Below are 3,472 nucleotides of genomic sequence, written 5' to 3' on the forward strand. Positions count from 1 at the left end.
AGTTCATCAGGAGGAGCCTCAGCGACGCGGCAATCTCGCTGTTAGGACACCAGATCACCTCGTCGCCGGGATTCCTCGTAATGACAGCGGGGGCAAGTTCATCAGGAGGAGCCTCAGCGACGCGGCAATCTCGCTGTTAGGACACCAGATTACTTCGTCGCCGGGGCTCCTCGTAATGACAGCGGGGGGAAGTTCATCAGGAGGAGCCCCAGCGATGCGGCAATCTGGGGTTTTGGGAGCAGGAGATTACTTCGATCGCTGGGGCTTCTCGTAATGACAGCAGCTGCGATCCTATCGTGCGAAGATCACCAGCGGCATGGTCGCCTCCCGTCGCATCCCGTTTTCGTCACTCCAACTTACGGACTCGGAATGCTCCTCATCGATGATTGCTTTGCGATTGTCGGCGGCCAGTCCCAGGTAGGTCACCAGCTCCGCTAATCCCTGCTCCAGCGGGTGCTCCTGTAACAGAGTGGTGAGTGCGACCTGATCACGAGTCTGCAGCGCCTGCCGCACGCGGGCGGCAAGACGCGCCCGGTCGACATAGACCTGTTCAAACAGGGCGCTCGCATCCACGGCTTCACTACCGGCCTCGAGGACCTGCTGGCTGATCCGGGGCTTCAGCGGCGGACTGAATAGCGGCCGGTCCATGGTGAGGTCGACCGCGGGGGCGGATTGGTCCAGTTCAATGAGCCCCTCGCGAGGCGGGTCGTTTCGCACCGCCAGCGCATGCTGTTCGACTGCGCGAATGATGCCCAGAATACGTCGGTTCTCCAGCCAGACCTGGTCGTCAAGATACTTGCGCAACTGTTCGGAAAGTCGCGCTACGGTACGCTGCGCCGTTTCGCCGGCCTCCAGCCAGTCATAGTGAATCCGCAACAGTTGCCGGTCCGGCCCCAGTTCCGCGACCGGATCCAGGGCCAATACCCGCTCCAGCAGTTCGCTCAGCGTCTCCTGCCGCCGCGGTGACATCAGAAAATCCCAAAAGGCGTGAAAACTCTTGCCCTGGTCGGAGCCGGTGATGGCGTCCCGCTTACCGAACACTTCGGTGAGCAGCTCGCCCTTGCTGCCCTCCCAGGTGGTGATGCGCTCACGTACCGCGCGGTCCAGTAAACGGAAATTCTGTTCCACCTGGCGGAAATCGGCGAGCAGACCCCGGGCGGTCTGTTCCATCTGAAAGAAACGCTCCTTGATCTGGGTAGGGTCCATCAACTTCAGCTCGCCGGCGCGTACCTGTTCGATCTCCGCATCGATTGCTGCCCTCCGCTGCTCCAGTTCGGCAATACGCGCCTCCGGATCGGTCTCGCTGCCATGTACCATCTGTCGGAGCAACTCGAAAATGGTGAGCAGGCGTGATTCGGCACCCACGAACTGACGCTCCTCCAGCCCGGCGATCCACTCGATCGCCTTTTCCGTTGCGGGCGTGATGTCGTAGTGGGGTTCATCGCTGTCGGCCGGGTAATACTTGCGCAGCCAGCCGCGTTCGCTGGCGGTCCAGTCCGCCAGATAGTCCGCGGCAGGTTTGGGGAACGCCTCTTCGCCGGTCTCCCGGTGCAGTTGGTAAATGTAGTCCTCCAGCCTCGATGCCAGTTCCTGATGGGGGAGCGAACGGAGGTTGGGGCGGACGAAGGTACGGTGCAGAAACCCGATCACCAGCGAGGCGTGTGCCGCCGCCAGCAGACGCCAGGAGGGGTGATTGCGACGCAGAGTCTCCAGATTATGGTAGTCCAGTTCGGTCACGGGTCATTGAGCTTCGTATCAACGCGGATGCACAGCCTAAGCGGGTGACCGGAATTGGTAAAGTCCGCTGGCGGGCCTTTGGGGTGCTGTTGTCGCTTCCGCCGGGTTCAGCCTTGGTGCCTTCCGTGGATTTCGTGCAGTTTCGGCACTTCCAGGCCGAACTGATTCGCGTGTTCTATGGCTCGGGCGAGGCGGGCGCGGGCGGTACGGCCCCTGCATTGGTGATTTAGGTCGCCTTCGATGGCCTCGACCATGCCGGCGAGTAACCTGTCACGGTCAAGCTCCCGGTCCACCAGCCGGAATTGAATATCCATGATTTCATCGGCCACCCGGCGGGCAAGGTCCTGATGACTATTCCAGAGGGTGTCGACGGTGGTGCCGGGTTCGAGTTCCATGCCGGCGATGTTGGTGGTCAGGATATAGAGGTTCTTCCGTACCAGTTCGAAAACCAGTTCGTCTTCGTTGTCCAGTTTCCGGACGGGGATCTCCAGCGTCTTGAGTGCGGATTCGATCAGCGCGGCGTGAGGGCCGTAGGCCGGCGAGGGGACGAGCACCTTGTAGTCCTGCCCCTTCTTTTTCTCGAACCAGACGGCGACGGCCGTGACACCCTCGATCCCGTGGGCCTCCCAGTCGCGCGGTAACAGTTCGTTCTGCAGCAGAACGAGTCGCTCGCGCCAGGCGGCGGGGATCTTCTCGAGAGCCGGATGAAGGTCCTTTTCGCCGACGGTGAGCAGCACCAGTTCGGGTGAAGCTACCGTCGCGGCAACCTCTCCCATATCCATGCCTCGGGTAACCGGGAAAACCGGGTGGCCGAGCCGAAGAAAACCCCGGGTGAACACACCCGCCATTTCACCGATTCCGATTACGACGATCGACTTTTTCATAGGTTACTCTCCCTAACTCTCTGTTGGCACAGCGAAACGCACGTATTGTAGGTGATCGGAGGCCATCGCTAACCGGCCCGACTCGGATCGGCTGTCTTTATTCACACCCGTATGACGCAACAGTTGAGCCTGCCGTCAAGTTTTTTTTGTTAGATATCTCAATCCACGCGATATAGTAAGTCATTGATAATAGAGGTTTTATTAGTGGTGGTTAAAAAATGTGCAATCTGGCGTGAGAGGCGCCGCGGTGCGGCCTGGAGCATGATTTCCGCAATCCATCCACAAAGTTATCCACAGGTTTTGTGGACAAATGGGAAACCTGTGCCGAGGCAGTGACTTAGCTGAATTCACCATTAAAAAGCGACTGAAAATAGTCATCCTCTCCTGCCTCTGCTCCCCCCTTGGTGCCGTTGAAGAAGCGGTATGGGGTTGGGCGGGTCGGGCTTTAACCCGACGCTGTTGTCGGCCTGAAGGCCGACCTACAGGGAGACGTCTACCGGGTTAGCCCGATTGTTGTGGGGCCCCTACAAAAGCGGTCTATCGAAGACCGGCCTCTTCGAAGGTTGCCATATCATTGTGCAGCGCGCAGGCGAGGCGAATGAGCGGGACGGCGGCGGCGGCGCCGCTGCCTTCGCCGAGGCGCATTCCCAGGTCGAGCAGAGGTCTCGCACCCAGTGCCTGACAAAGCGCGGCGTGGCCCGGCTCGGCGGAGGCGTGAGAAAAGAGCAACCAATCAACGGTGCCCGGACGTGGTCGTTCGGCGGCCAGGGCCGCGGCGGTGGCGATGAAGCCGTCGACCAGTACCGGCAGCCCCATCTGCGCACGGGCGATGAAGGCTCCGACGAGGCCTG

Annotated in this window: 3 protein-coding genes; all 3 read right to left on the reverse strand. The window is 60.5% G+C overall.

The features are described 5' to 3' along the window. Window positions 1–291: 291 nt before the first annotated feature. Complete coding sequence (locus tag Q7L05_RS17145) at window positions 292–1,728, reverse strand: DUF3375 domain-containing protein (protein ID WP_303909501.1); 1,437 nt, start codon at window positions 1,726–1,728, stop codon at window positions 292–294. 116 nt (window positions 1,729–1,844) lie between these two features. Continuing rightward, window positions 1,845–2,621: a hypothetical protein gene (locus Q7L05_RS17150; RefSeq protein WP_303909498.1), complete on the reverse strand. Its 777-nt coding sequence runs from the start codon at window positions 2,619–2,621 to the stop codon at window positions 1,845–1,847. Between the two features lie 537 nt (window positions 2,622–3,158). Further along, window positions 3,159–3,472: nicotinate-nucleotide--dimethylbenzimidazole phosphoribosyltransferase (locus Q7L05_RS17155; RefSeq protein ID WP_303909499.1), on the reverse strand; the 314-nt coding region annotated here is incomplete at its 5' end.

Source organism: Thiohalomonas denitrificans (assembly GCF_016841685.1).
GTDB classification, from domain to species: Bacteria; Pseudomonadota; Gammaproteobacteria; order Thiohalomonadales; family Thiohalomonadaceae; genus Thiohalomonas; species Thiohalomonas denitrificans_A.